Origin of the sequence: Micromonospora sp. CA-263727 (assembly GCF_050942455.1) — a bacterium.
GTDB lineage: Bacteria > Actinomycetota > Actinomycetes > Mycobacteriales > Micromonosporaceae > Micromonospora.
This window is the reverse complement of the sequence record NZ_CP192031.1, coordinates 1,624,583-1,649,885: the sequence shown is the minus strand read 5'-3', so window position 1 is coordinate 1,649,885 and position 25,303 is coordinate 1,624,583. Positions and strand designations below refer to the sequence as shown.

The 25,303-nt window shown below is 73.1% G+C and carries 25 protein-coding genes and 1 pseudogene; 10 read left to right on the top strand and 16 right to left on the bottom strand.

Translation table 11 applies throughout. The features are described from left to right. Nucleotides 1-104 precede the first annotated feature (104 nt). From rpmF to rsmD, 5 genes are all read right to left on the bottom strand, one after another. Nucleotides 105-278 (bottom strand): 50S ribosomal protein L32, encoded by a 174-nt coding sequence (gene rpmF, locus ACQPYA_RS07575; RefSeq protein ID WP_091435485.1) that lies wholly within the window; start codon nt 276-278, stop codon nt 105-107. Between the two features lie 5 nt (nt 279-283). Then, nucleotides 284-847 (bottom strand): YceD family protein, encoded by a 564-nt coding sequence (locus tag ACQPYA_RS07570; RefSeq protein ID WP_433531924.1) that lies wholly within the window; start codon nt 845-847, stop codon nt 284-286. A 189-nt stretch (nt 848-1,036) separates the two neighbouring features. Beyond that, entirely contained in the window at nt 1,037-1,534 is a 498-nt protein-coding gene (locus tag ACQPYA_RS07565; protein WP_354818719.1) for a hypothetical protein, read from the bottom strand. 151 nt (nt 1,535-1,685) lie between these two features. Beyond that, the gene (gene coaD / locus ACQPYA_RS07560; protein ID WP_433531923.1) at nt 1,686-2,168 is read right to left on the bottom strand and encodes a pantetheine-phosphate adenylyltransferase; all 483 of its coding nucleotides are present in this window, start codon (nt 2,166-2,168) and stop codon (nt 1,686-1,688) included. Beyond that, nucleotides 2,165-2,728: a 16S rRNA (guanine(966)-N(2))-methyltransferase RsmD gene (gene rsmD, locus ACQPYA_RS07555; protein WP_433531922.1), complete on the bottom strand. Its 564-nt coding sequence runs from the start codon at nt 2,726-2,728 to the stop codon at nt 2,165-2,167. Before rsmD ends, coaD begins: the two co-directional genes overlap by 4 nt. 254 nt (nt 2,729-2,982) lie before the next feature. Here rsmD and ACQPYA_RS07550 point away from each other — a divergent pair, with 254 nt between their 5' ends. Then, nucleotides 2,983-3,987 (top strand): cell wall anchor protein, encoded by a 1,005-nt coding sequence (locus tag ACQPYA_RS07550; protein ID WP_433531921.1) that lies wholly within the window; start codon nt 2,983-2,985, stop codon nt 3,985-3,987. 383 nt (nt 3,988-4,370) lie between these two features. Continuing rightward, nucleotides 4,371-5,870, top strand: coding sequence for a cell wall anchor protein (locus ACQPYA_RS07545; protein ID WP_433531920.1), 1,500 nt, complete (start codon nt 4,371-4,373; stop codon nt 5,868-5,870). 97 nt (nt 5,871-5,967) lie between these two features. Here the strand turns inward: ACQPYA_RS07545 and recG are convergent, their stop codons facing one another. Together recG and ACQPYA_RS07535 are read right to left on the bottom strand one after the other, a co-directional pair. Further along, nucleotides 5,968-8,169 carry an ATP-dependent DNA helicase RecG gene (gene recG / locus ACQPYA_RS07540; RefSeq protein WP_433531919.1) on the bottom strand — a complete coding sequence of 734 codons (2,202 nt, stop codon included), beginning with the start codon at nt 8,167-8,169 and terminating at the stop codon, nt 5,968-5,970. Continuing rightward, the gene (locus ACQPYA_RS07535) at nt 8,166-9,887 is read right to left on the bottom strand and encodes a DAK2 domain-containing protein (protein ID WP_433531918.1); all 1,722 of its coding nucleotides are present in this window, start codon (nt 9,885-9,887) and stop codon (nt 8,166-8,168) included. The genes recG and ACQPYA_RS07535 overlap by 4 nt, the downstream gene beginning before the upstream one ends. 247 nt (nt 9,888-10,134) lie before the next feature. On the opposite strand from ACQPYA_RS07535, the gene rpmB reads away from it, so the two are divergent. After that, complete coding sequence (rpmB, locus tag ACQPYA_RS07530) at nt 10,135-10,326, top strand: 50S ribosomal protein L28 (protein ID WP_093401721.1); 192 nt, start codon at nt 10,135-10,137, stop codon at nt 10,324-10,326. 178 nt (nt 10,327-10,504) lie between these two features. Here the strand turns inward: rpmB and ACQPYA_RS07525 are convergent, their stop codons facing one another. Beyond that, nucleotides 10,505-10,972, bottom strand: a complete 468-nt coding sequence (locus tag ACQPYA_RS07525; protein WP_433531917.1) for a GNAT family N-acetyltransferase — start codon at nt 10,970-10,972, stop codon at nt 10,505-10,507. 50 nt (nt 10,973-11,022) lie between these two features. Next, nucleotides 11,023-11,961 (bottom strand): thiamine-phosphate kinase, encoded by a 939-nt coding sequence (locus ACQPYA_RS07520; protein ID WP_433531916.1) that lies wholly within the window; start codon nt 11,959-11,961, stop codon nt 11,023-11,025. Nucleotides 11,962-12,155: 194 nt separating this feature from the next. Here ACQPYA_RS07520 and ACQPYA_RS07515 point away from each other — a divergent pair, with 194 nt between their 5' ends. Together ACQPYA_RS07515 and ACQPYA_RS07510 are read left to right on the top strand one after the other, a co-directional pair. Continuing rightward, nucleotides 12,156-12,389: an Lrp/AsnC ligand binding domain-containing protein gene (locus ACQPYA_RS07515; RefSeq protein ID WP_013284547.1), complete on the top strand. Its 234-nt coding sequence runs from the start codon at nt 12,156-12,158 to the stop codon at nt 12,387-12,389. A 9-nt stretch (nt 12,390-12,398) separates the two neighbouring features. Beyond that, a complete protein-coding gene (locus ACQPYA_RS07510) occupies nt 12,399-13,013 on the top strand; it encodes a DUF3515 family protein (protein WP_433533408.1) in 615 nt (204 codons plus the stop codon). Between the two features lie 90 nt (nt 13,014-13,103). On the opposite strand, the gene ACQPYA_RS07505 is transcribed toward ACQPYA_RS07510, so the two are convergent. Together ACQPYA_RS07505 and ACQPYA_RS07500 are read right to left on the bottom strand one after the other, a co-directional pair. After that, nucleotides 13,104-14,210: a D-alanine--D-alanine ligase family protein gene (locus ACQPYA_RS07505; RefSeq protein ID WP_433531915.1), complete on the bottom strand. Its 1,107-nt coding sequence runs from the start codon at nt 14,208-14,210 to the stop codon at nt 13,104-13,106. A gap of 169 nt (nt 14,211-14,379) precedes the next feature. Next, the gene (locus tag ACQPYA_RS07500) at nt 14,380-14,616 is read right to left on the bottom strand and encodes a hypothetical protein (RefSeq protein ID WP_433531914.1); all 237 of its coding nucleotides are present in this window, start codon (nt 14,614-14,616) and stop codon (nt 14,380-14,382) included. A 299-nt stretch (nt 14,617-14,915) separates the two neighbouring features. Between ACQPYA_RS07500 and ACQPYA_RS07495 the strand changes: the two genes are divergently transcribed. Then, the gene (locus tag ACQPYA_RS07495) at nt 14,916-15,761 is read left to right on the top strand and encodes a helix-turn-helix domain-containing protein (protein WP_433531913.1); all 846 of its coding nucleotides are present in this window, start codon (nt 14,916-14,918) and stop codon (nt 15,759-15,761) included. A gap of 4 nt (nt 15,762-15,765) precedes the next feature. Beyond that, nucleotides 15,766-15,966, top strand: coding sequence for a DUF397 domain-containing protein (locus tag ACQPYA_RS07490; protein ID WP_433531912.1), 201 nt, complete (start codon nt 15,766-15,768; stop codon nt 15,964-15,966). 61 nt (nt 15,967-16,027) lie between these two features. Here ACQPYA_RS07490 and ACQPYA_RS07485 read toward each other — a convergent pair whose 3' ends face one another. The 5 genes from ACQPYA_RS07485 to ACQPYA_RS07465 all read right to left on the bottom strand — a co-directional run bounded on the left by ACQPYA_RS07485 (nt 16,028) and on the right by ACQPYA_RS07465 (nt 20,980). After that, on the bottom strand, nt 16,028-17,080 hold the full coding sequence (locus ACQPYA_RS07485; RefSeq protein WP_433531911.1) for an ROK family protein: 1,053 nt from the start codon (nt 17,078-17,080) through the stop codon (nt 16,028-16,030). Then, the gene (locus ACQPYA_RS07480; RefSeq protein WP_433531910.1) at nt 17,073-18,020 is read right to left on the bottom strand and encodes a putative protein N(5)-glutamine methyltransferase; all 948 of its coding nucleotides are present in this window, start codon (nt 18,018-18,020) and stop codon (nt 17,073-17,075) included. The genes ACQPYA_RS07485 and ACQPYA_RS07480 overlap by 8 nt, the downstream gene beginning before the upstream one ends. Continuing rightward, nucleotides 18,020-19,177 carry a cystathionine gamma-lyase gene (locus ACQPYA_RS07475; protein WP_433531909.1) on the bottom strand — a complete coding sequence of 386 codons (1,158 nt, stop codon included), beginning with the start codon at nt 19,175-19,177 and terminating at the stop codon, nt 18,020-18,022. Before ACQPYA_RS07475 ends, ACQPYA_RS07480 begins: the two co-directional genes overlap by 1 nt. Before the next feature lie 5 nt (nt 19,178-19,182). Then, nucleotides 19,183-20,181, bottom strand: a complete 999-nt coding sequence (locus tag ACQPYA_RS07470; RefSeq protein WP_433531908.1) for an NAD(P)H-dependent glycerol-3-phosphate dehydrogenase — start codon at nt 20,179-20,181, stop codon at nt 19,183-19,185. Between the two features lie 61 nt (nt 20,182-20,242). After that, complete coding sequence (locus ACQPYA_RS07465; RefSeq protein ID WP_433531907.1) at nt 20,243-20,980, bottom strand: lysophospholipid acyltransferase family protein; 738 nt, start codon at nt 20,978-20,980, stop codon at nt 20,243-20,245. Between the two features lie 129 nt (nt 20,981-21,109). Here ACQPYA_RS07465 and cofC point away from each other — a divergent pair. From cofC to ACQPYA_RS07450, 3 genes and pseudogenes are all read left to right on the top strand, one after another. Then, nucleotides 21,110-21,715 (top strand): annotated as a pseudogene (gene cofC, locus ACQPYA_RS07460) (2-phospho-L-lactate guanylyltransferase); the annotation flags it as partial. Nucleotides 21,716-21,997: 282 nt separating this feature from the next. Next, nucleotides 21,998-24,325, top strand: a complete 2,328-nt coding sequence (locus ACQPYA_RS07455; RefSeq protein WP_433531906.1) for an RNA degradosome polyphosphate kinase — start codon at nt 21,998-22,000, stop codon at nt 24,323-24,325. 78 nt (nt 24,326-24,403) lie between these two features. Beyond that, on the top strand, nt 24,404-25,282 hold the full coding sequence (locus tag ACQPYA_RS07450; protein ID WP_433531905.1) for an NUDIX hydrolase: 879 nt from the start codon (nt 24,404-24,406) through the stop codon (nt 25,280-25,282). Nucleotides 25,283-25,303: the final 21 nt, after the last annotated feature.

Genomic DNA, 25,303 nt, shown 5'->3' with positions numbered 1-25,303 from the left:
ACGCCGGCCGGAGAGAGCCGGCCGGCGTCGGCGGGAGCTGCGGGCGATCGCCGGGCTGTGCGCGTCGCCCGACCCGTGGTCGGAGACGTCACTCGGCGTCCGGGTCAGACCTCGAGGACCTGGCGGCCGTTGTAGGTGCCGCAGACGGAGCAGGCTGCGTGCGGCAGCTTCGCGGACTTGCACTGCGGGCAGGCCACGGTCGCGACCGCCGCGGCCTTCCAGTTCGCCCGGCGGGACCGGGTGTTGCTGCGCGACATCTTGCGCTTGGGGACGGCCACGGTTCTTACTCCTCTGTACGGGTCAGTTGCGACAGGCCCGCCCAACGCGGGTCGATCTGCTGGTGGCTGTGGTCGGCCGGCAGATCGTCCCAGTGCACCCCGCAGTCGGGGCACAAGCCCGGGCAGTCCTCCCGGCAGAGCGGGTTGGTCGGCAGCGCGAGCACCACCGCGTCCCGCAGCGCCGGTTCCAGGTCGATCAGGTCGCCCTGCATTCGACCGACCTCATCCTCCTCGGTGGTGACGTCCGTGGTGCTGTTCTCGTACGCGTACAGCTCCTGGATCGTCACCGTCACCGAGTCGTTGATCTCACGCAGGCAGCGACCGCACTCACCCCGGACCGGACCGCTGACGGTCTCCGAGACGAGCACGCCCTCGGACACCGACTCCATCCGCAGATCGAGGTCGAGGTCCGCGCCCTCCGGCACGGCGATCAACTCCACGCCGAGGTCCGACGGCGCCGGGACCACCCGTTTGACGGTACGCAACACACCAGGTCGGCGCGGGAGGTCCCTCGTGTCGAGGACCAGCGGCGACCTGGGGTCGAGTGAAGTGGGTGAGTGCTTGGGCATAGTCAGACTCCGGCCGGTGAGAGGCCGACAAACGAGGTTACCTGCACCGGCCCCCCAGCGTCGAACCGGGGCCGGCCCAGGGCTGGTAGCGGGGCCGGTCCGGGGGTGCCGGCACCGATCCCGGTCGGCCCGGTGTCAAATGTCGCGCCACCGTCGACGGCGCTCATGCGCTCGGAACGGCGGCGGTGCTCAGAACGGCAGTGGGCGCTCCGCCTCGTCGCCGCCGAAGGTGCCGATCTCCCGCAGCGCGTGCATCTTGTCCCGGCCGCGCTCGATGGAGGCCAGCGCCCGGGTCAGGAACTGCTCGAAGTTGGCCAGCGCGGTGTCGACGTAGTCGTCGACCTCCTCGCGCAGGCGCTGCGCCTCGGCGCGGGCCTCGGCGATGATCCGGGCACCCTCGTGCTCGGCGGAGACCGTGATCTCGTTCACCGAGACCAGGCGGGCGTGTTCCGCCTCACCCTCGCTGATGATCCGGTCGGCCTCCCGCTTGCCGGCATCCATGATCTTGTCCCGCTCTTCCAGCAGGGCGGCGGCCCGGCGCAGGTCGGCGGGGAGCTCGGCGCGCATTTCGTCGAGGGCCGCGATCATCTCGCCCCGGTCGACCATGCAGTTGTTGCGCGACATCGGGACGGAGCGCGCCTGCTCCACCATGGCGATCAGTTCGTCGATGCGGTCGAGCGGGTCCACCGGTACCTCACTCCTGTCGTTCGTCGGGCCGACCTACATCATGCGGGCTGCGGCCGGGTTCCCGCTTCCACCAATGATGTCGTCCCGACGCCACCCACACCCCACCGCACCCCCCGGCGCGTCGTCCCCGGCCCGGCCGGAACGTGGCGGGTCAGGCTGGTGGGGTGAGGCGGATCTTCAGAGCGTCGCGGACCACGTCGGGGACGTGCGGAGTGACGTCGCCGCCCCACTTGGCCACGTCCTTGACGAGGCTTGAGGAGAGGAACGAGTAGAGCGGGTTGGTCGGCATGAAGAGCGTCTCGACCCCGGCCAGGCCGATGTTCATCTGCGCCATCTGCAACTCGTAGTCGAAGTCGCTGACCGCCCGCAGGCCCTTGATCAGCACGGTCGCCCGCTGCGCTCGGCAGAAGTCCACCAGCAGCCCGCGGAACCACTCCACCCGGACGTTGTCGTAGGAGGCGGTCACCTCACGGAGCATGTCGATCCGCTCCTCGACGGTGAACAGGCCGGTCTTCGACTGGTTGACCAGTACGCCGACGATCACCTCGTCGAACAGCCGGCTGGCCCGGCCGATGATGTCGAGGTGACCGTTGGTGACCGGGTCGAACGAGCCGGGACACACCGCACGTCTCATGATCGGCGACCGTACCAAAGGATGGTCTCGCCGTACCGGCGACTGCGCAGGCCAGTGACCCCTTCCACCCACTCGACCGGTCCGCTCCGACTGGACCGCTCCACCACCACCAACGCGTCGGGCGCCAGCCAGCCTCCGCCGACCAGTGCCACGAGCATCGCGGTCACGCCCTCCTCCGGCAGCGCGTACGGCGGATCGGCGAAAACCACGTCGTACGGGTCACCCTCGGGCCCGGTTGCCAGCACCGTGGCGACCTTTCCGGTGACCAGCCGGACGCCGGGCGCCGCACGTAGGGCCGCCACGTTCTCCCGGATCACCCGGGCGGCGCGCGGGTCCGACTCGACCAGCAGCACGTGCGCGGCCCCTCGGGAGAGCGCCTCGAGCCCGACCGCGCCCGAGCCCGCGTACAGGTCGGCGAAGCGCGCCCCGTCGAGGTCGGTCTCGGCCTGCACGGCGCTGAAGAGCGCCTCACGCACGCGGTCGGCGGTGGGCCGGGTGCCGGCGCCCGGCGGTGCGGCGATCCGCCGACCGCCCAGACTGCCTGCGACGATCCGGGTCATCGTGCACACCTGCTCATGCCCCCGACGCTACGCGACACCCGATCGACCCCGGGCCACCGGCGTCCAGTCGCTCCGAAGTCACGTGAGGACTTTCCGTATATATAAGATCACAGATTTGTAACAAGATCCTTAGGCGTGCCTGAAGGGCGAGACAAGTCGCGCCGGATCGCTAAGGTCTGCCGGGTGTCGGGGGTGGCGTGTACTTCTCCGCCCACCTGGCCGAGCTTCCGATTTCCCTCCAATCAGGAGTAGACGTGAACCGTCCGAACTTCCGACGTGTGGCGGCGGCTGCCGCCGGCGCGCTGATCGGCCTGGCGGGCGTCGCCACGGTCGCTTCCCCGGCCAGCGCCCACCACCCGGTCATCAAGGGTGTCGGCTGCAAGCTGAAGAACGGTGACGTGAAGGTCGAGTGGACCGTCACGAACAGCGAGACCCAGTGGGCCGCCGTCATCACCGGGGTGACCACGCCGTCCCGGACTCCGATCACCACCATCGTGACCGGCGCGGCCCTGCCGAAGCTGGGCGAGGGTTCGCTGGTCGGCGAGCAGGTCGTGCCGGCCCGCAAGCAGGCCCACCTGACGGTGACCGCGGTCTGGAAGAAGGAGCGGACGACCGTCACGAACACCCGGACGGAGAAGGCGAAGGTCACCGGCTGGTGCCCGAAGCCCGAGCCGACCCCGTCGCCGACCACCGAGCCGAGCCCGGAGCCGACCGACGAGCCGTCGCCGGAGCCGACCGAGCCCACGACCGAGCCGTCGCCGGAGCCGACCGAGCCGACCGACGAGCCGTCGCCGGAGCCGACCGAGCCGACCACCGAGCCGACCCCGGAGCCGTCGCCGACCGACGAGCCGGTCGTGCCGGAGCCGGGTGAGCCGACCTTCGAACTCACCGAGACCTGCGACGAGTTGATCTTCCTGATCGACAACCCGTCCGACGGCATCGCCTTCTCGGTCACCCTGACCTCCGAGAAGGGCACGGTCAAGACGCTGGAGGCCGTTCCGGGCCAGACCACCTCGGCCTCGTTCGACGCCTACGACGGCCTGGTCGTCACGCCGAGCTTCGTGGACGACGAGGGCACCTTCGAGGGCGAGCCGGTGGCGTGGGAGCAGCCGGAGGACTGCGCTGGTGGCGGCGGTGGTGGCCTGCCGGTCACCGGTGCCGCGACGGGCGGCATCATCGCCGGTGCCGCCGTGCTGCTGGCCGCGGGTGGAGCCATGTTCATGGTGGCCCGCCGTCGTCGACTGCGCTTCACCGCCTGAACCGAACCGAGTAACGCCTGAACCGAGGGCGCGCCGACCTGCCGGTCGGCGCGCCCTCGGCCGGTTCAGGCCCGCCCGGTGCGCGACGTCCGCGACGCCGGTGCGCGACGTCCGCGGCGGTCGCCGGGGCCGAAGCGGACACAGCTGCCCAACGCCCCTGAATGATCACGATTCGTGCATCAATGATCTCGAATTCATAACATCATCCTTAGGCATCTCTGAAGGCTGTATCGACACTCACGATCTCGCTAGGGTCTGCCGGGTGCCGGCTTCATCACCGCCGGCCCGCGACACGGGAGGCGCCGTCTCAGGCGCGGCAGGCTCTGCCAGCGCCGTCCGTCCACCCGTGCGAGACCTGACGCTTCTTCACCCCGGGAGTACGCGTGATCCGACCCAAGCTGTCGCTGCGGCGACCGCTGGCTGTCCTGGCAGCCGCCCTCATCGGCCTGTCCGGAGCAGCGGCGGTGGCCACCCCGGCCAGCGCCCACCACACCACCATCACCGGCACCGTCGTCTGCGACCAGCTCAGCGGCGAGCGGGTGATCACGTGGAAGGTGGTCAACAGCGAGCGCGACAAGGCCGCCACGATCAAGAAGGTGACCGCCGAGCCGTCGACCCCGGTCAAGGTGCTCGTGCCGGGCGCCGACGCCGTCGACCTGCAGGGCGTGGCGATCACCCGGGGCGGCTTCGTCGAGGCCGTTGCGCGGGTGCCGGGTGACACCGCGACCGCCAAGCTCACCGTCGAGGCCCGCTGGGACAACCGCCGCGAGCAGACCAACAGCGGCACCATCAGGCTCGACCGCGACGCACCGTGTGCCCCGGCGCCGAAGTGCATCGACGCCAGCGACGCGAAGTACAGCCACACGTTCGACGGCCCGAAGGGTACGGCGACCGTGAAGCTGGAGGGCGACCTGCCGCTCTGCGGCGAGGAGAAGCAGTACTTCACCCTGGTGTCGTACTTCGCGCCGCGGCCGCAGTTCGCCACCCCGCAGTACGTCTACGGCACGCCGGACAGCGACTTCCTCAGCAGCAGCCAGACCGAGATCGAGCTGAACGTCGGCGTCCCGGACTGCCACACCCAGGTCGACCTGATCTGGGGCGGCGTGGACGAGGTCATCGACCCGCTGGTCGAGAACGGACCGCGCTACGGCTCCAAGAAGCTCGGCGAGCGGGGCGCGCCCGGCAACCGCTCCTCCGGCCCGCCCGGCTGGTACAACGGCGGTGACAAGAACTGCACCACCCCGGCGTCCACCTTCGCCTCCGCCTGCGACGGCACCGTCACCGTCTCGCTGAGCAACGACGGTTCGATCTCCAAGTACCCGGTCGAGTTCGAGGTCCGGGGCGAGAACGGCTGGTCCAAGACGGTCACCGTCGAGCCGGGCAAGGCCGACAACGAGACCGTGGTGCCCGCCGCGAACGCCGGCAAGATCGAGGTGCTGGTCGACGGCAAGGTGATCGAGAACGGCACGTACTCCTGGGAGCGTCCCGAGGACTGCCCGCTGCCGACGGTGACCACCGCCGCCGACTGCGAGACCTTCGCGCTGACCGCGTCGAACCCCGAGGGCGGCGTGCCGGTCAAGGTCGAGTTCACCTACGGCGACAAGACCGAGACCCGTACCGTCGAGCCGGGCAAGTCGGAGAAGGTCACCTTCCCGGCCGGCGACGAGGAGACCGCGCTGGTCGTCCTGCCGGAGCTGGGCCTGGAGCTTGAGGTCGTCTACGCGCCCGAGGGCTGCGGCGGCGGTGGCGGCGGCGAGGAGCCCGGCCTGCCGGTGACCGGCGCGGCGGCCGGCGGCATCGCCGCGGGTGCCATCGCCCTGCTGGCGGTGGGCGCGATCCTGTTCGTGATGGCACGGCGGCGGCGGATCCACTTCACCGCGTGAGCAAGCTGAGCGTTAAGAGGGGGCCCCTGCTCTACCGCAGGCGTTAACAGGGGGCCCTTCCTTACGAACCTGAGGGGCGCGCCGGACGGCGCGCCCCTCAGCCTTTTTCGAGGTATTCGGCGCGGTCGGCGTCGACCAGGGCCGCGACCGAGGCGGCCAGCGCCGGATGGCGGGCCAGCTCGGGATCATCATCGACCAGGGCGATCGCCTCCGCCCGGGCGTCGCGGATCAGGTCGGCGTCGCGCAGCAGCGACAGCAGCCGCAGGTGCGAGCGGCGACCGGACTGGGCGGCCCCCAGCACGTCGCCCTCCCGCCGTTGCTCCAGATCCAGCTCGGCGAGCTTGAAGCCGTCGGTGGTGGAGGCGACGGCGTCCAGCCGCTCCCGCGCGCTGCTGCCCTCGGCCGCCTCGGTCACCAGCAGGCAGAGCCCGGGGGCGCTGCCCCGCCCCACCCGACCCCGCAACTGGTGCAGCTGGGAGACCCCGAACCGGTCGGCGTCCAGCACCACCATCATCGTCGCGTTGGGTACGTCCACACCGACCTCGACAACCGTGGTGGCCACCAGCACGTCCAGCCCACCGGCGGCGAAGGAACGCATCACCGCGTCCTTCTCGTCGGCCGGCAGACGGCCGTGCAGGACACCGATCCGCAGACCGTGCAGCGGCCCCTCGGCCAGCAGCGGCGCGACCTCGGTCACCGCCAGCGGCGGTCGGCGGCCGGTGTCGTCCTCGGCCGGGGTCTCCTCGTCGGCCCCGGACGACTCCCCGATGCGCGGGCAGACCACGTACGCCTGGTGGCCGGCGGTGACCTCCTCGCGCAGCCGACGCCAGGCCCGGTCCAGGAAGGCCGGCTTCTCGGCGGCCGGTACGACGTGCGAGGCGATCGGTGACCGGCCGCGCGGCAACTGGGACAGGGTGGAGGTTTCCAGGTCGCCGTAGACGGTCATGGCCACCGTGCGCGGGATCGGGGTGGCGGTCATGACCAGCACGTGCGGCGGCTGCTCCGCCTTGGCGCGCAGCGCGTCCCGCTGCTCCACACCGAACCGGTGCTGCTCGTCGACCACCACCAGGCCGAGATCGGCGAAGTCGACCCCCTCGTAGAGCAGGGCGTGGGTGCCCAGCACGATGCCGGCGGAACCGTTGGCGACCTCGGCCAGCGCCCGCCGTCGGGCCGCCGCGCCGAGCGAGCCGGTGACCAGTTCGACCCGGGTGGCGTGCTCGGCGGCGCCCAGCTCGCCGGCCTGGGCGAGCGGGCCGAGCAGGTCGAGCATGCCCCGGTGATGCTGGGCGGCGAGCACCTCGGTCGGGGCGAGCAGGGCGGCCTGCCCGCCCGCGTCGACCACCTGGAGCATGGCCCGCAGGGCCACCACGGTCTTGCCGGAGCCGACCTCACCCTGGAGCAGGCGGTGCATCGGGTGGCCGGCGGCCAGGTCGGCGGCGATCTCGGCGCCGACGTCGCACTGGCCGGAGGTCAGCTCGTACGGCAGCCGGGCGTCGAACGCCGCCAGCAGCCCGCCCGTCCGCCCGGGCCGGGGCTGCGCGGGTGCGGCGGCGGCCTGTCGCTTGCGCCGCACCAGGGTGAGCTGCACGGCGAACGCCTCGTCCCACTTCAACCGGCGGCGGGCCCGGTACAGGTCCTCCCGGCTGGATGGCCGGTGGATCTCGCGCAGCGCGGTGCCGAGGCCGATCAGGTTCCGGCTGGCCCGCACCGTGGCGGGCAACGGGTCCTCCGGCGGCGTCACGGTGTCCAGCACCACCCGTACGCATCGGGCGATCACCCAGGTCGGCACGGCCGCGGCGGCCGGGTAGACCGGGATGAGCGCCCCGGCGAACTCCTCGACCTGCTCGCTGGCCGCGGCCTCACCGTCGGTCTGGTCGCCGAGCAGCACGTACTCGGGTCCGTTGAGCTGCCGTTTGCCCCGGAACTCGGTGACCTTGCCGGCGAACATCCCCCACCGGCCGGGCCGCAGCTCCCGCTCCCGCCACGCCTGGTTGCCGAAGAAGGTGAGCGCGAGCGTGCCGCCGGAGTCGTCGCCGACGGTCACCTCCAGCAGGTTGCCCCGGCGCTGGCGCATCGGGCGTACGGCGGTGCGCTGCACCTGGGCCAGCACGGTGACCTGCTCGCCGACGTCGAGGCCGCGGATGTCGGTGTGCTCGCCACGCTCGTCGTAACGGCGGGGGAAGTGGTAGATCAGGTCACCCGCGGTGTGCAGGTCGAGGTGACCGGCCAGCGCCTTGGCGGTCTTCTCGCCGACCAGCTTCTTCAGCGGGGTGTCCTGGGTGGACGCATCGGAGGTCATTCGACACCTACCAGCAACGGATAGTGCGGTTGCCCGCCCGGGTACGCCTGCACCTCCACGAAGGGCCAACGGCCCGCGATGTGGGTACGCACCGCGTCGGCCAGCCCGTCCGGCGCGTCGGCCCCGACGAGCAGGGTCACCAGCTCGCCGCCGCCGCCGAGCATCCCGTCGACCAGGGCGAGGCAGGTGTCGACCAGATCGGTGCCGATCAGGTGCACCTCCCCCTCGACCAGGGCGAGCACGTCGCCGGCGCGGCAGGGGCCGGCCACGGTGAGCGCCTCCCGGGCGGCCCGGCAGACCTCGGCGTACCGGCAGGCGCCGGCGGCCTCGGCCATCGCGATCACGTCGTCCTCGAACCGCCGTCGGGGGTCGCGCACGGCGAGCGCGGCCAGCGCCTGCACCGGTGAGCGGGTGGGCACCACGCTGACCTTCACTCCCAGCCGGCGCGCCTCCACGGCGACCTGGTTCGCCACCGCCTGCGCGTCCGGATCGTTGGGTAGCACCACCACCCGGACCCCGCCGGTGGCCCGGACGGCGTCCAGCAACTCCCCGGTCGACGGGTTGCCGGGCACCACCACCGCGCCCTCACCGGCGAGGAGTTCGGCGATCCCCGCGCCGGCGGCCACCACCACCGCGCCCCGGCCATCCGGGGCCGGGACCGGTTCCCCCGCCGCCCGCGCCGACCCCGACGGGGCGGATCCCGACAGCGCCCGCGCGGGCCCCGACGCCAGCTGCCCGTCCGGCGCGGACTCCGGGGGCAGCGGCGCGGGCTCCGGCGCCGGCTGGTCGGCGAAGCGGGTCACCGAGATCTGGTACGGGCGGCCGGCCACCACGCCGGCCTCGATCGCCGCGCCGACGTCGTTGACGTGGACGTGCACCTGCCAGGTGCCGACCGACGGGCTGCCGTCGCCGACCACCACCAGGGAGTCGCCGAGCACGGCGAGCACGTCGCGCATCCGCCGGACCGCCTCGGGCTCGGCGTCGAGCAGGAACTGCACCTCGTAGGCGTACTCCGGGGAGCCGGTCTCCCGGACGGCGCTGGCCGGTGGCGGCACGGCCCGGGGTGGCGGCGCGGGGCGTTCCGGGCTCTCGCCGGTGACCACCTCGACCAGGGCGTCCAGCAGCACGCACAGCCCCCGCCCACCGGCGTCGACCACGCCGGCCCGGGCCAGCGCCGGCAGCTGCTCGGGCGTACGGGCCAACGCCACCGCCGCCGCGCCCGCCGCCGCCTCGGCCGCCGCCCGCAGCTCGTCGCTGCCGGCCTGCTCGGCCGCGCCGGCCGCCGCGGAGACCACCGTGAGCAGGGTGCCCTCCACCGGCCGGGCGACCGCCGCGTACGCCGCGATGGTCGCCTCGCGCAGGGCGGCGGCCAGCTCCGGGCCGCGTACCTCGGGAACCGTGGCCAGCGCGTCGGCGAGGCCGCGCAGGATCTGCGACAGGATCACACCGGAGTTGCCCCGGGCACCGAGCAGCGCGCCCCGGGCCATCAGCCGCAGGGCGTGCCCGTGCGCGGTCGAATCGCCGTCGGCGAGGGTGTCGAGATCCATCGCCAGGGCCTGCTGCGCCGAGGTGAGGGTGAGCACCAGGTTGGTGCCGGTGTCGCCGTCGGGCACCGGGTAGACGTTGAGGTCGTCGATCTCCCCCTGGTGCCGCTTGAGCGCGGCCAGCCCGCTGGCGCACCAGCGGCGCACGGCGGCGTCGTCGAGGGTGTCCAGCACGGTGGAAGCCTACTGGCGTACGCTGACAGCCGCCGGACCGCCGGGCGTGTCCCTCGCCGTCCGGATTTCCCGGCCCCCGACCGCCCGCGACCGGCGGTGTGACCCGGCCCTGCTGGGCCGCGTCGAGCCCGCTGGGGCGGCGTCGAGCCCGGTTGGCCGGGCGGATCACCCATCCGGTACCCTGGCCAGGTTGCCCGGGCAGCGCCTGGCGGCGACCTCATGAACGTTTCAATCTCAGGAGTATCCCGTGGCTAGCGTGTGCGACGTCTGTGGCAAGGGACCGGGCTTCGGCCACAACGTGTCCCACTCGCACCGGCGGACCAACCGCCGCTGGAACCCGAACATCCAGTCGGTGCGCACCCCGGCCGGTGGCGGCACGACCAAGAAGCTGAAGGTCTGCACGTCCTGCATCAAGGCGGGCAAGGTCGCCCGCGCCTGACGCGCTAGCACCGGCACGCCACGACCGTCACTGCCGGCGGGTCCCAGCGGACCCGCCGGCATCGTCGTGTCCGCCCACCCCGCCAGGCCCGGATGTAAGGAGGGGGCCCTTCTTAACACCCGCGCGTTAAGAAGGGACCCCTCCTATACACGAGGCGTTAAGAGGGGGCCCTTCCTTCTCACAATGGGCGGCCGAAGGAGAGGCAGCCGGGGTGGTCGGCGTAGTAGCCGAAGTTGGGGATCCGGTCGTAGCCGGCCACGGTGTACATCGCGATCGCCTCGGGCTGCCGGTCGCCGCACTCCAGGATGATCTGCTTGCGACCGTGCTCGCGGGCCGAGCCCTCGATGGCGGCGAGCAGCGTCCGGGCCACGCCGCGGCCCCGCGCCTCGGGAGCCGTGTACATCCGCTTCAGCTCGGCGGTCTCCCCCGCCTCGCCGTGGCTGCGCCAGCCGCCGCAGCCGACCGGCTGCCCGTCGAGGTGGGCGACCAGGAACGTCCCCACCGGCGCGGCGAACTCGCTGGCGTCGACCGGGGTCTCGTCACCGCTGCCGCCGTACCGGACGCCCAGGTCGGCCAGCGCGGCGGCGATCAACCGCTGTGCCACCGGGGAGTCGAACGGCACCACCTGGATCTCGATCTTCTGCACCAGTAAAGGGTACGACCACGGTGGCTCCTTACCGGGAGGTGCCCGGCGGATCAGCGGAAGTGGTCCCAGCCGGCCGGCCCGTCGAAGGGGCGGCCGTCCACCGTCACGCCGGAGCCCTCGGCGACCCGGCCGATCGGCCGCCACTGCGCGGGCAGCGTCGTCGCCGGGGGAAAGGTCGCGGCCAGCGCGTGGTCGTCGCCGCCGGCCAGCAACCAGGTGTACGGGTCGACGCCGAGCGCCTGTCCGGCGTCACGCATCTGCGGCGGCACCTCGAAGGCGTCCCGGCCGATGTCGATGGCCACCCCGCTGGCCTTCGCCACGTGCCCGAGATCGGCGAGCAGCCCGTCCGAGACGTCGATCATGGCGGTGGCGTCGAGCCGGGCGGCCAGCGGACCGGCCAGGTAGGGCACCTCCGGCCGCCGGTACGCCTCGACCAGCAGCCGGGGCGTACGGAACCCCCGGGAGAGCACGGTCAACCCGGCCGCCGCGTACCCGGTGCGGCCGGCCAGGGCGACCAGGTCCCCTGGACGGGCGCCGGCCCGGGTCACCGGTGGCCGGCCGGTCAGGTCACCCAGCGCGGTGACCGCGATGGTCAGGGTGGGGCTGGCCGACATGTCCCCGCCGACCACGCTGGCGCCGACGCCGGCCGCCTCGGCACCGAGCCCATCGGCGAACTCCTCCACCCAGCCGGTGGAGAGGTCGGCCGGCACACAGAGCGCCACCAGCAGGGCGGTCGGGGTGGCGCCCATCGCCACCACGTCGGCGAGGTTCGCCGCCGCCGCCCGCCGGCCGACGTCGTGCGCGCCGGACCAGTCCCGGCGGAAGTGCCGCCCCTCGACCAGCACGTCGGTCGAGGCGACCACCCGGGCGTCCGGCGCGGCGACCACCGCCGCGTCGTCGCCAGGGCCGAGCAGCACCGTGGAGCCGTACGACAGCCGGGCGGTCACCCGGTCGATCAGCCCGAACTCACCGACACCCGCGACAGTCACGCCGCCGCTCCGCTGCGCTGCGCGGCGACGCGAGGCACCACACCACCGGGCCCGATGGTTCGCTCGCTCACGTCGATGCTCCGTCCCGCTCGCTCACCGCTTCTCCTTGACCACCGATAGGGATCACACCTGGTCCGTAGGGTACTTTCTCACTTCGGGCCGCCTGGCAGGCGGCGACGGAGGGAGGCCGAGTCGTGGTACAGGCGTACATCCTCATCCAGACAGAGGTCGGCCGGGCGCGTGACGTGGCCGGTCTGATCGCGGACCTCGCCGGCGTGGTCCGGGTCGACGCGGTCACCGGGCCGTACGACGTGGTCGTGCTCACCGAGGCGAACACCGTCGACGAGCTCGGCAAACTCATCGTCAGCAAGGTGCAGATGGTGCCCGGCATCACCCGTACCCTCACGTGTTCGGTGGTGCGCCTGTAAGTGGACGAGATCTCCAGATCCTCCGTCGCCGAGGCCGACCATCCCGACGACGCGCCGACGCCCGACCGGACCAACCGCAGCGCGGCCCTGATCGCCACGGCGGTGGCCCTGCCGGTGGCGCTGCTGGCGGGCGCGCTCGCCGTGGCCAACCTCGCCCCGGGCACCCCGGCCGCCGCCCCGGATCCGTCGCCGACCACGGCGCAGCCGCAGTCCACCGCGCCGGTGGAGATGGCCGCCCCGGCGCTGGCCGAGCGCCCGGCCATCGTCTGCCGTGCCCTGCTGTCGCAGCTGCCCGCCTCCATCCGCGACCTGCCGCAGCGGCCGGTCACCGCCGGTCCGGAGCAGAACGCCGCGTACGGCGACCCGGCGGTCACGGTGGCCTGCGGCGGCGACGAGCCCGAGGTGCAGCCCACCGACCATGTGACCGTGGTCAACTCGGTCTGCTGGCACGCCACCGAGCGGGCCGACGTCACGGAGCTGACCACCCTCGACCGGGAGACCGCGGTGACCGTCCGGGTGCCGCACTTCTACGGCGAGGGGTTGCAGTGGGTGGCTCCGATCTCCACGACGATCGTCGCCTCGATCCGTTCGGCTGGCCCGATGCCTTCCGGCTGCACCGGCTGACCTGCTTGTCGCGGCACCGTGCCGGAGCTGGCCCGCCGGTCGACCGGCAGCCGGCTCCCGCGCGCGACGGGCGGGCATCGACCCGTGGGATCAGTGCTGGCCGGGGCCCCGGGTCAGCGCGGTACGGATGAGCCGGTCGACGAGCTTCGGGTACTCCAGGCCGGCCGCCGCCCACATCCGGGGGAACATCGACGTCGGCGTGAAGCCGGGCATCGTGTTGATCTCGTTGAGGTAGACGTCCAGCTCCGGGGTGACGAAGAAGTCGGCCCGGGCCAGCCCGGCGCAGTCCAGCGCGGTGAAGGCGCGTACCGCGTAGTCCTGCACCTCCCGGGTGACCCGCTCCGGCAGGTTGGCCGGGACGTCGTACTCGCAGGCCGACGCGGCGTCGATGTACTTGGCCTCGAAGTCGTAGAACTCGTAGTCACCGACCACCCGGACCTCGGCGATGACGGACGCCTCCGGCATGCCGCCGGCCTCGCCCTCCAGCACCCCGCACTCGATCTCCCGGCCGACGATGGCGCCCTCGACCAGCACCTTGCTGTCGATCTCCCGGGCGGTGGCGATCGCCGTGTCCAGGTCGGCCCAGTCGGTGACCTTGCTGACGCCGAAGGAGGACCCGGCCCGGGAGGGCTTGACGAAGACCGGCAGGCCGAGCCGCTGCTTGTCCGCCTCGCTCAACGTCATCCCGCTGCGCAGCACCGCGTACGGGCCGACCGGGATGCCCTCGGCGGCGCAGAGCTTCTTGGTGAACTCCTTGTCCATGGCGGCGGCCGAGGCGAACACCTTCGCCCCGACGTACGGGATGCCGGCCATCTCCAGCATGCCCTGGATGGTGCCGTCCTCGCCGTAGGCGCCGTGCAGCACCGGGAAGACCACGTCCACATCGGCCAGCGCCCGCGGCCCCTCGGCCGGGTCGAGCACCAGCAGGCCGTTGCCGGTCGGGTCGGCCCGCAGCACGATGTCCGTGCCGGAGTCGGCGGTGATCTCCGGCAGCCGGCGGGCGGCGATCGCCAGCTCGGCCGGGTCGCCGCTGGTCAACACCCACTGACCGGCCCGGGTGATGCCCACCGGCACCACCTCGAACTCGTCCGGGTCGAGCGCGCCGAGCACGCTGCCGGCGCTGACGCAGGAGATGCCGTGTTCCGGGCTCCGGCCGCCGAAGACGATCGCCACGCGGGTCTTGCCTGGGGTGGTCACTGCGGTCACCTTTCCGGGACGCACTGCTGGCGCTCTCCCGGATGACCTTACTGTGCGTGGTGAGGGCGGGTAGTCGATACCCTGCGAGAACGCGGGGAGGCGGCATTCGGTCAACAAGCCATATACGGTGCGTAACCATACGACCGTTCCGCCGACCCACCGACCGTGGTCAGCCCGCCAGTTCCCGCTCGCCGAACGCGTGCCGCCGGCCGATGGCGATCACCTTGACCCGCTGCCGCCCGGCCCGCACCATGCCCAGAGCCATGAACGCCCCGGCGATCCGGTCGGCCGCCTCCCGGCTGCTCGCGCCGACCACCTGGCGTCGACGCTCGGGTGCGGTCCGCTCGTTGCGGCCGTCCCCCTCGCAGGGGCGGACGTCGGTCAGCACGACCAGGAAGCGTGTCATCGCCGGCCGCCGAGGCGCTCGACGAACACCCGCCGACCAGTCAGAGACTGCCGCTGAGCGTCTCCCAACACGTCGAATCCCTTCCGGTGCTCGACAACTGGCGTGGCACGCGGCGGTCGGGTACGGGGGAATAACCCGACCGCCGCGCGCCCCATCCCCTCCGGTCGCTCACCACCACCGTCGCCACGACAACCGGCGGTGAGGACGTGCTAACAGATTGACAGCTCCATGGGCATGAATGCAACTCTCACCGACGTTCTCTCATGTACAGAGTCCCAAATACGTGCGACCATCGATGCATGGCTCCGAAGACCGCACGCGCCCGCCGGCTGGGCATCGCCCTACGCCACCATCGGGAGGCCGCCGGCCTCACCCTGGAGGCCGCGGCCGACGAGATCAACAGCACCCGCAGCACCCTGTCCCGCTACGAGAACGCGCAGACCCTGGTCAGCCCGGCCACCGTACGCGCCCTGCTCACCCTCTACGGGGTCGGCGCGGACGAGGTCGCGGCGGCCGTCTCGCTGGCCAAGGACGCGCGCAAGCCCGGCTGGTGGGTCTCCTACTCGTACCTGCTCGACCGGCGCACCATCGACTTCATCGCGCTGGAGGCCGAGGCCACCGGCATCGCCAACTTCGAGCCGTCGGTGGTGCCGGGCATGTTGCAGACCGCCGACTACATCCGCGGAGTCATGCGCGGCGGCCCGCACACCCTCAGCGACAAGGACGTCGAGGAGCGCGTACACCTGCGACTGGACCGGCAGCAGCGGCTCGCCGGTGACGAGCCGCCGATATTCGACGCGATCCTCGACGAGGCCGCGCTGCTGCGTCCGGTGGGCGACGAGTCGGCGATGCAGGCGCAGCTGGGCCACCTGCTCAAGATGAGCGACCTGCCGAACATCACCGTCCAGGTCATCCCGCTGGTCGCCGGCTACCACCGGGGCACCCGCGGTTCACTGCACATCCTCGAATTCGCCGACCCGGAGGACCCGATCATCGCCTCCGTGGAGACGGTCGCCGGGCAGATGGTCCTGGACCGCCCCGGCGACCTGCGTACCTGCACCAAGATCATGGAGCACCTGCGAACGGTCGCGCTGAGCCCGACGGCCAGCCGCGACGCAATCTTCAAACTCCTGAAGGGACGGTAGTGGCATGACACCGACGACCAACGCGGCGGTGGCCGTGGCCGGGTGGCGCAAGAGCAGCCGCAGCGGCGACGAGGGAGCCTGCGTGGAGGTGGCGGTCGTCCCCGGGACGGTGGCCGTACGCGATTCCAAGGACCCGGACGGCCCGCTGCTGCTCTTCCCGCCGAGGGCCTGGACCGCCTTCGCCCAGGCCCCGCCGGTGCGCTGAGCCGCGCCACTGAGCCGCTGACCGGGCCGGTAAGGGCACCGCCGGCCCGGTCAGCCCCCTCTCAGTCGCCGACCAGCGGCGGCGGGGTCGGCAGGGCACGTGCCGCCTCCAACGCGGCGAGCGCGACGCCCCGCGCGCCGGCCATGTCACGCTCCGGCACCAGCGCGAAGGTGGCCAGCGCGGCCTGCTCCGCGCGGAGCACGGTGTGCTCGCGTACCTGCGCGAGGAACCAGTCCCGGAACTCCGGCGCCGTCTCCACCACCCCACCACCGATGAAGTACGCGTGCGGGTCGGTGAAGTTGGCCGCGATGGTGAAGAGCGCGCCGAGCGCCCTCGCCTGCTGGGCGAAGATCTCCCGGGCCAGTTCGTCGCCCCGCTCGCCGTAGCCGCGGACCAGCTTCGCCGCCCGCTCCGGCGGCGCGCCGACCAGCGGGTGCTCCGGAAAGCGGGACAGCCAGTACGGCAGCAGGTTGCGCTCGATCGCGGTCAGTGAGGCGATGCTCTCCACGTCACCGGCGAAACCGCAGGCGCAGACCGGCACCGGCTGCTGCGGCGCCAGCACGCCCGCCAGCGGAATGTGCACGTGCCCCAGCTCGCCCGCCATCCCCGCCGCACCGGCGATCACCCGGCCGTTCTCGACCAGGCCGCCGCCCAGCCCGGTGCCGACGATCGCCGACACCGACGATCGCCGCATCGCCTCCGCGCCGAAGTGGACGTGGTGGGCGTAGAGCGCGGCGGCGTTGCCGTCGTTGTGGTAGACCACCGGCAGTCCCAGCCGGCGCTCCAGCGCACCCCGGATGTCGTAGCCGCGCCAGGCCGGCTGGGAGAAGTTCGTCGACCCCTTCGAGGAGATCACCCCGCTGGCGCTGGCCGGGCCGGGCGTGTCCAGGCCCACCGCCCGGACCAGATCACGGGACGCCCCGATGCGGGCCAGCACGCCGTCGAAGGCGGCGGCCATCGCCGCCACCGCGGCCTCCGGCCCGGCCTGCACCTCGCTCGGCGTCTCCACCAGCTCGTCGACCAGAAACCGCCCGTCGAGCGTGAGCACCGTGGCGTTGTTGCTCGTACCGCCGTTGTCGATCCCGACCACCACCGGCACCGTCGCACTACCCACCCGAACTCCGCCTCCCGCCGTCCCGACCTGACGTGAGGCTAGTTCTCGTCCCGTCCGCCCGCCACGCCGGTCGACCAACCGGTCGATCAGCACCTGGCCAAGCGGACGGCACGCGAGGGTCGTCCTGGTTCGGGTGCCCGCCGCAGGCGGGCTGGCAGCCGACCATCGCGGTGGCGTCGAGGTCGTCGTCGCGGACCACCACCGGCACCAGTCCGGCCTCGGTCAGCGCCGACCGGAGCGCGTCGACCTGATCCGAGCCGACCTCCACCACCAGGTGCCCGCCCGGGGCGAGCCAGCCCGATGCCGCGGCGGCGACCTGGCGCAGCACCGCCAGCCCGTCCGGCCCGCCGTCGAGCGCCACCGGCGTCTCGTACCGGCGGGACTCCGACGGCATCAGCCCGATCGCCCCCGTCGGCACGTACGGGGCGTTCGCCACCACCAGGTCCAGGCTGCCGCGCCAGGCCGCCGGCAGCGGGTCGAACAGGTCACCGACGAAGACCGGCACGGCCAGCGCGGCCAGGTTCCGCCGCGCGCAGGCCGCCGCCACCGGGTCCAGGTCCACCGCGGCCCGCAGTCGCGGGGCGGCGAGCCGACGGGCCAGCGCGCGGGTGATCGCGCCGGAGCCGCAGCAGAGCTCCACCACCACCGCCGCCGCCGGTCCGGTCACCGCGACGGCCGCCGAGACCAGCAGGGCGGTACGCGCCCGGGGCACGAACACCCCGGGTTCGACGGCGATCCGCTCACCGCAGAACTCCGCCCAGCCGAGCAGGTACTCCAGCGGCTCCCCGGTGACCCGTCGATCGACCAGAGCGGCCAGCGCCTCCGGGCTGCCGGCCGCCTCGACGAGCAGGCGGGTCTCGTCCTCGGCCCAGACGCAGCCGGCATCCCGCAACCGGGCGACCACGGCGTCCCGCTCGGCCGGGGAGGGACCGGGCGTCATCAGGCGGCGGCGTCCAGCGCGGCGGCGACGTCGGCGACCAGGTCGGCGGTGTCCTCCACGCCGCAGGAGAGCCGGACGAAGCCGGGCGCGGTGTCGTCACCCCACTGCGCCCGCCGGTCGGCGGTGGTGTGCAGGCCGCCGAAGGAGGTCGCCGCCGCGACCAGTCGGGCCGCGTCGAGGAACCGGGCGACCCGCTCGGCGTTGCCGAGGTCGAAGGAGAGCACCCCCGGCATCCGCCGCAGCTGCCGGGACGCCACCGGGTACGCCGGGTCCTCGGGCCGGCCCGGCCAGCGCAGCCCGGACACGTCGGCGCGTCCGGCCAGCAGATGGGCCAGCGCCTCGGCGTTGGCCGTCTGCCGGCCCAGCCGCAGATCGAGCGTGGCCAGCGAGCGGTGGGCCAGCCAGGCGTCGAACGCCCCGGGCACCGCACCGGTGGCGGTCCGCCAGGCGACGACCCGCTCCAGCAGCTCCGCGGAGCGGGTGGCGACATAGCCGAGCAGCAGGTCGGAGTGGCCGGTCATCGCCTTGGTGCCGGAGGCGACCACCAGGTCCGCGCCGAGATCCAGCGGGCGCTGCCCGAGCGGGGTGGCGGTGGTGTTGTCCACCGCCAGCAGGGCACCGGCGGCGTGCACCTGCTCCGCCAGGGCGGGCAGGTCGACGACGTCCAGCCCCGGGTTGGCCGGCGTCTCCACCAGCACCAGCCGCACCCCCTCGAAGGACGGGTACGGCCCGGCGGTCGGCGCGAACAAGACCCGTACGTCGTTGCCGGCCAGCGTGTCGGTGGCGAACGCGCGCACCGGGAAGTACCCGTCGGCGGGGAGCACCACCGTGTCGCCGGCCCGCAGCACCGCCAGCAGCAGCCCGGTGATCGCCGCCTGGCCGCTGGCGAAGACCCGGCAGTCGCCGCCCTCCAGCTCGCCGATGGCCGCCTCCAGCAGCCGGCGGGTGGGATTGTCCGGACGCCCGTACCCGTTCGGTGCCGTCGCCGGCCCGTGCCGCGGGTCGAGGTGGTACGGCGCGGCGAAGACCGGACCGGGCAGGAACGGCGCGCCCGGCACGGGCGCCGGCAGCCCGGCGTGGACGCACCGGGTGCCGTCACCCTGCGACGGGTACCGCCGGTCGTACTCCTCCGGGGACAGCCACCGGTACTCGCTCATGTCGTTCACTCCGGCTTGGTGGTACGGCTCATCAGGGCGCGCACCGCGACCCGTGGGTCGACGCCCTCGTGGCAGACCAGCTCGACCTGCTCGGTGATCGGCATCTCCACCCCGTGCGCGCGGGCCAGGTCCCGGATGGCCAGGGCGCTCTTCACGCCCTCGGCGGTCTGCCGGGTGGCCACCCGGGCCTCCTCCAGGGTGGCGCCCCGCCCCAGGTGCTCGCCGAAGGTGCGGTTGCGGGCCGACGGGGACGAGCAGGAGGCCACCAGGTCACCCATGCCGGCCAGGCCGGCGAAGGTGAGCGGGTCCGCGCCGAGCGCGACGCCGAGCCGGGCGGTCTCGGCCAGCCCGCGGGTGACCAGCATCGCCCGGGTGTTGTGGCCGAAGCCCATCGCGGTGGCGATGCCGTACGACAGGGCGATCACGTTCTTCACCGCCCCGCCCAGCTCGCAGCCGATCACGTCGTCGTTGGTGTAGGGGCGGAAGTACGGCGTGGTGATCGAACGCTGCACCAGCGTCGCCCGGTCCGAGTCGGTGCAGGCGACCACGGTGGCGGCCGGCTGCTCGGCGGCGATCTCCGGTGCCAGGTTGGGTCCGGAGACCACCACCACCCGGTCCGCCGCCACCTTGGCGGTCTCGACGATCACCTCGCTCATCCGCTTGGTGGTGCCAAGCTCGATGCCCTTCATCAGGGAGACCAGGGTGGCCCCGGGATGCAGGTGCCCGACCCACTCGGCGAGGTTGCCGCGCAGCGTCTGCGACGGCACGGCCAGCACCACCATCTCGGCGCCCGAGATCGCCTCGGCGGCGTCGCCGGTACCGGTCACCCGTTCCGGCAGCACCACCCCGGGCAGGTACTCCGGGTTGCGCCGCTCGGCGCGGATGACGTCGGCGATCGGCTGCCGCCGGGCCCAGAGCGTGACGTCCCGTCCGGCATCGGCCAGGATCTTCGCGAACGCCGTACCCCACGATCCCGCGCCCAGCACCGCCACATGCCCGCTCATGACCGCACTCCGCCACGCTCCGCGCCGCCGAGAGGCACAAGACTCACTCGCTGACGCTCGCTCATGCGGCGGCCTCCGGGTGCTGGCCCTCGGCCCTCGACCGGCTCCCGCGCTGCCATAGCGGCGGCGGTGTGCCGCCCCGGATCTCGGCGAGCATGTCCCGCAGCCGCAGCATGATCACGTCGGTCATCTCCTCAAGCACCTGCCGGCTCGGCGCGGCGCCGGCCCAGCGGCTCAGGTCGATCGGCGGCCCGGCCACCACGGTCACCGGGATCCGCGGCCGCAGGTTGATCCGGGCGCGGCGCGGATCGAAGATGCGCTCCGGCCCCCACATCGCCACCGGGACGACCGGGGCGCCGGTGGCGAGCGCCAGCCGGGCGGCACCGGTCTTGCCCTTCATCGGCCACAACTGCGGCTCTCGGCTGGTGGTGCCCTCCGGGTAGATGACCACCGCACCGCCCTTGTCGAGCGCCTTGACCAGGGCGTCCAGCGACTTCACCGCGTCGACCGAGCCCCGTTCCACCGGGATCTGCCGGCACCGGTGCAGAATCCAGCCGATCACCGGAACCTTGAACACGCTCGCCTTGCCGAGAAACTGCGGCCACCGCCCGGCGTCGTAGATGAAGTGGGCCGAGACCAGCGGATCGGCGTGCGAGATGTGGTTCGCCACGATGATCATGGGGCCGTCCTGGCCCAGATGCTCCATGCCCCGCCAGGTACGCCGGGTCCAGACGGTCATCACCGGTTTGACCAGCACCACGGCGAACCACTGCCAGAACCCCAGCCTGCGCTGACCCACCGTGCCTCCTCGTGGCCGCCCCGACCCGCCCACCGGAGAAGTCCGGTGACGTCCGCAGCCGAAATCATGCCTGCTCGCCCCTGGTACGGCCAGTGAGGGTACCGCCGTCGGGCTGGCAGAATGGCAGGTGTGAGTCAGCCATGGACGGTGGTGGTGCCGGTCAAGCGCCTGACCGCCGCGAAGACCCGGCTGCGTGGCGGGGTGCCGGGCGTACCGCACGAGGAGTTGGCGCTGGCGCTCGCCGCCGACACGCTGGACGCGGTGCGGGCCTGCCCGGGGGTGGCCGAGGTGCTGGTGGTCACCGACGACGCCCGGGTGGGCGCGACGGCCCGCCGGGCGGGCGCCCGGGTGCTGCCGGACGTCGCGGACGCCGGGCTCAACGCCGCGTTCCGGCACGGCTCGGCCGGCGTCGGCGGCTGGGTGGCCGGGCTCACCGCCGACCTGCCCGCGCTGCGTCCGGCCGAGCTGGCGGCGGCGCTGCGCGCGGCGCAGGCCGACCCGCCGGGCGTACGCCGCTTCGTGGCCGACGCCCCGGGCACCGGCACCGTGCTGCTGGCCGCGCCGCCGGGCGTACCGCTGGACCCGCGGTTCGGGCCCGACTCGGCCGCGGCGCACCTGGCGAGCGGGGCGTGCCCGCTGGCCGGCGACTGGCCCAGCCTCCGCCGCGACGTGGACACCGCCGAGGATCTGACCATGGCGGCCCGGCTCGGGCTCGGGCCGCGCACCACGGCGCTGACCCACCCGCCGAGGTGTACGGTGCTGGGCATGCAGGGCACGGTGGCGACCTTCGACGCGGCGAACCGTAGCGGGCTCCTGCTGCTCGACGACGGCACCGAACTGCCCTTCCCGGCCCGGGCGTTCGACGCCTCCGGGCTGCGGCTGCTCCGGCTCGGTCAGCGGGTCCGGGTGGAGACCGACGCCGGCGGTGACGTCGTCCGCGTGACGCTGCCGACGATGTCCTGACCTACCCAGCCCAAGTTCATTTTGCGTTAACCCGAGTCGGGTGATTATGAGCAGGTGAGCACCCCTCGCGAACGCCCTGCCAGCCCTGCCGGTACCGACGACCCCGCCAGCCGCAACGGAGGCCGCCCCCGGGGGGCCGACGGGCGGTTCCGCGCCACCGGGCCGACCCCCGACGACACCACCGCCACCCGGCCGGCCCCCGACGAGCTCGCCGGCACCGACCTGGCGGCCGGCTCCGCCGGCCTGGAGGAGGTGCTGGACCCGGTGGCCGAGCCAGGGCTGCCGGAACCCGCCGAAGACCAGCCGGCGAGCGCCTGGGCCCCGCCGGAGGACCGGTTCCTCAACCGGGAACTCTCCTGGCTCGACTTCAACGCCCGGGTGCTGGCGCTCGCCGAGGACCAGCGCTCCCCGCTGCTGGAACGCGCCAAGTTCCTGGCCATCTTCGCCAGCAACCTCGACGAGTTCTACATGGTCCGGGTGGCCGGGCTCAAGCGCCGGCTCTCCGCCGGCCTGCCGGTACGCGGCGGCGACGGAATGCCGCTGCGTACCCAGCTGGAGCTGATCGCCGGGAAGGCCGCCACCCTGGTGACCCGGCACGCCGCCTGCTTCGTCGACGACGTGCTGCCGAAGCTGGCCGCCGAGGACATCCGGGTGCTGCGCTGGGCCGACCTCGGCGACGCCGAGCGGGAGCGGCTGCGCACCTACTTCCGCGAGCAGATCTTCCCGGTGCTCACCCCGCTCGCGGTCGACCCGGCCCACCCCTTCCCGTACATCTCGGGCCGGTCGCTCAACCTGGCCGTGTCGGTCCGCGACCCGGACGGCGGGCCCGAACTGTTCGCCCGGGTGAAGGTGCCGAACAACGTGCCCCGGTTCGTCCGGGTCGACCGGGACCAGCCCGGGGTCCGCATGCTGCCGGTGGAGGACCTGATCTCGGTCCACCTCGGCCAGCTCTTCTCCGGCATGCAGGTGGTGGAGTGTCACCTGTTCCGGGTGACCCGCAACGCCGAGGTGGAGGTGGACGAGGACCGCGACGAGGACCTGCTCCAGGCGCTGGAGCGGGAGCTGGCCCGACGGCGGTTCGGCCCGCCGGTGCGGCTGGAGGTGGCCGCGTCGATCTCCGACCACATGCTGGAGCTGCTGGTCCGGGAACTGGACATGGACGCCCAGGACGTGCTGCGGGTCCGCGGCCTGCTCGACCTCTCCGCCCTGTGGCAGCTGTACGGCGAGGCCGACCGGCCCGACCTGAAGGACCCGCCGTTCGTGCCGGCCACCCACCCCCGGCTCACCGAGGGCGAGGTGCCACGCAGCGTCTTCGCCACCCTGCGCGACGGGGACGTGCTGGTGCACCACCCGTACCACTCCTTCGCCACCAGCGTGCAGCGCTTCGTCGAGCAGGCCGCGGCCGACCCGAACGTGCTGGCCATCAAGCAGACGCTCTACCGCACCAGCGGCGACTCGCCGATCGTGGACGCGCTGGTCGAGGCCGCCGCCGCCGGCAAGCAGGTGGTGGTGCTGGTGGAGCTGAAGGCACGCTTCGACGAGGTGGCGAACATCGGCTGGGCCCGGACCCTGGAACGCGCCGGCTGCCACGTGGTCTACGGCCTGGTCGGTCTCAAGACCCACTGCAAGACGGCCCTGGTGGTACGCCAGGAGGGCAACCAGATCCGGCGCTACTGCCACATCGGCACCGGCAACTACCACCCGAAGACCGCGCGGCTCTACGAGGACTTCGGCATGCTCACCGCCGACCCGGAGATCGGCGCCGACCTGACCGACCTGTTCAACGTGCTCACCGGCTACAGCCGGCAGACCGCGTACCGGCGGCTGCTGGTGGCGCCGCAGGGCATCCGCAGCGGCCTGATCGAACGGATCGAACGCGAGATCACGCACGTCCGGCTCGGCATGCCGGGGCTCGTGCAGTTCAAGGTGAACGCGCTGGTCGACGAGGAGATCACCGACGCGCTGTACCGCGCGTCCCGGGCCGGCGTGCACGTCGACCTGATCATCCGGGGGATGTGCACGCTACGGCCGGGGGTGCCGGGGCTGTCGGAGAACATCCGGGTCCGCTCGATCCTCGGCCGGTTCCTGGAACACTCCCGGGTCTTCCGCTTCGGCAACAACGGCGACGCCGAGTTCTGGATCGGCTCGGCCGACCTCATGCACCGCAACCTGGACCGGCGGGTCGAGGCGCTGGTCCAGGTGAGCGACCCGGTCGCCCGGGCCGAGCTGGACCACGTGTTCGGCGCGGCGATGAGCCCCGACGTCGACGCGTTCGAGCTGGCCGGCGACGGCACCTGGACCCGGCGCACCGGCTCCCCGGAGACGCCCCTGGCCCACCTACAGAGCCTGCTGCTGCGCCGGGTCGGCAGCACGGCCGGCTGAGCGGCCATGGGAATAGGCTGAGCAGATGGCGGATATCCCGTACGCCCGGCGGTCGGCCACCCGGCGGAGCCGGAACCGGTGGCCGGCGTGACCGCGATCCACGCGGCCGGCGGGGTGGTGTGGCGGTCGACCGGGCCCGGTGGTTCGCAGGTGTGCCTGGTGCACCGCCCCCGCTACGGGGACTGGTCGCTGCCGAAGGGCAAGCTGGAGCCGGGCGAGCATCCCCTGATCGCCGCCGCTCGGGAGGTCGCCGAGGAGGCCGACGCCCAGGCGGTGCCCGAGCTACGGCTGCCGACCGTACGGTACCGCAGCGAGGGCCGGCTCAAGGTGGTCGACTACTGGTCCATGCGGGCGGTGGGCAGCGGCGGGTTCGAGCCCGACACCGAGGTCGACGAGGTGCGTTGGCTGGCCGTGGACGAGGCGGTGGCGCTGGTCAGCTACCCGCACGACGCGGAGGTGCTGGCCGCGTTCGCCGCGCTGCCCCGGGTCACCGCGACGATGGTGCTGGCCCGGCACGGGCACGCCGGCGATCGGCTGGCCTGGGCCGGGCCGGATGCGGGACGGCCGCTGGACGCCCGTGGCTGGTCCGAGGCGTACGCGTTGGCGCCGCTGGTCGCGCTGATCCGCCCGACCCGGCTGTTCTCCGCCTCACCGCGCCGGTGCGTGCAGACCCTCGACCCGGCCGCCGCGGCACTGGACCTGCCGATCGAGGTCTGCGGAGACCTGGACGAACCGCTCGCCGGCCAGCAGCCGGACGAGTGTGTGCTGGCCGCCGCGGCGCGGCTGACCGCGCTGGCGGCGGCCGGCGAACCGGTGGCGGTGTGCAGTCAGGGCAAAGTGATCCCGGGGGCGTTGGAGCGGCTCGCCGGGCGGTCCGCCGACTACACCACCGGCAAGGGCGGCGGCTGGCTGCTCGCCTTCACCGACGACCGGCTCGTCGCCGCCGACCGGCTCTGAAGGCATGCGCGGACCGCCGCC

What these genes read in the sequence shown, in the direction of transcription:
- ACQPYA_RS07570 (WP_433531924.1), bottom strand. Translation starts at nt 847, where the DNA reads ATGCCCAAGCACTCACCCACTTCACTCGACCCCAGGTCGCCGCTGGTC.
- coaD (WP_433531923.1), bottom strand. Translation starts at nt 2,168, where the DNA reads ATGAGACGTGCGGTGTGTCCCGGCTCGTTCGACCCGGTCACCAACGGT.
- rsmD (WP_433531922.1), bottom strand. Translation starts at nt 2,728, where the DNA reads ATGACCCGGATCGTCGCAGGCAGTCTGGGCGGTCGGCGGATCGCCGCA.
- recG (WP_433531919.1), bottom strand. Translation starts at nt 8,169, where the DNA reads ATGACCTCCGATGCGTCCACCCAGGACACCCCGCTGAAGAAGCTGGTC.
- ACQPYA_RS07500 (WP_433531914.1), bottom strand. Translation starts at nt 14,616, where the DNA reads ATGACACGCTTCCTGGTCGTGCTGACCGACGTCCGCCCCTGCGAGGGG.
- ACQPYA_RS07495 (WP_433531913.1), top strand. Translation starts at nt 14,916, where the DNA reads ATGGCTCCGAAGACCGCACGCGCCCGCCGGCTGGGCATCGCCCTACGC.
- ACQPYA_RS07490 (WP_433531912.1), top strand. Translation starts at nt 15,766, where the DNA reads ATGACACCGACGACCAACGCGGCGGTGGCCGTGGCCGGGTGGCGCAAG.
- ACQPYA_RS07480 (WP_433531910.1), bottom strand. Translation starts at nt 18,020, where the DNA reads ATGACGCCCGGTCCCTCCCCGGCCGAGCGGGACGCCGTGGTCGCCCGG.
- ACQPYA_RS07475 (WP_433531909.1), bottom strand. Translation starts at nt 19,177, where the DNA reads ATGAGCGAGTACCGGTGGCTGTCCCCGGAGGAGTACGACCGGCGGTAC.
- ACQPYA_RS07470 (WP_433531908.1), bottom strand. Translation starts at nt 20,181, where the DNA reads ATGAGCGGGCATGTGGCGGTGCTGGGCGCGGGATCGTGGGGTACGGCG.